Here is a 218-nt window from a genome sequence, read left to right as displayed (position 1 = left end):
AAGAGAAGTTGGCAAAAGCACAGCGTGTTCTTTCTAGAAGAATGAAAGGATCTTCTCGCTGGAATAAACAACGAGTAAGGGTAGCTAGAATTCATGAAAACATAGCTAATGCTAGAAAAGATTACTTGGACAAAATCTCAACTGAAATCATCAAAAACCACGATGTTATCGGTATAGAAGATTTGCAAGTATCGAATATGTTAAAAAATCATAAGTTA

General features: G+C 33.9%; 1 protein-coding gene. It reads left to right on the top strand.

The genetic code is table 11. The features are described from left to right. The coding region (locus tag FOT98_RS31425; RefSeq protein ID WP_144291268.1) for a transposase at positions 1-218 on the top strand (218 nt) is incomplete at both ends.

Source organism: Bacillus sp. HY001 (assembly GCF_007558965.1).
GTDB lineage: Bacteria > Bacillota > Bacilli > Bacillales > Bacillaceae_G > Bacillus_A > Bacillus_A mobilis.
The sequence above is the reverse complement of the archived record's forward strand: the minus strand, read 5'-3'. Positions and strand labels throughout refer to the sequence as shown.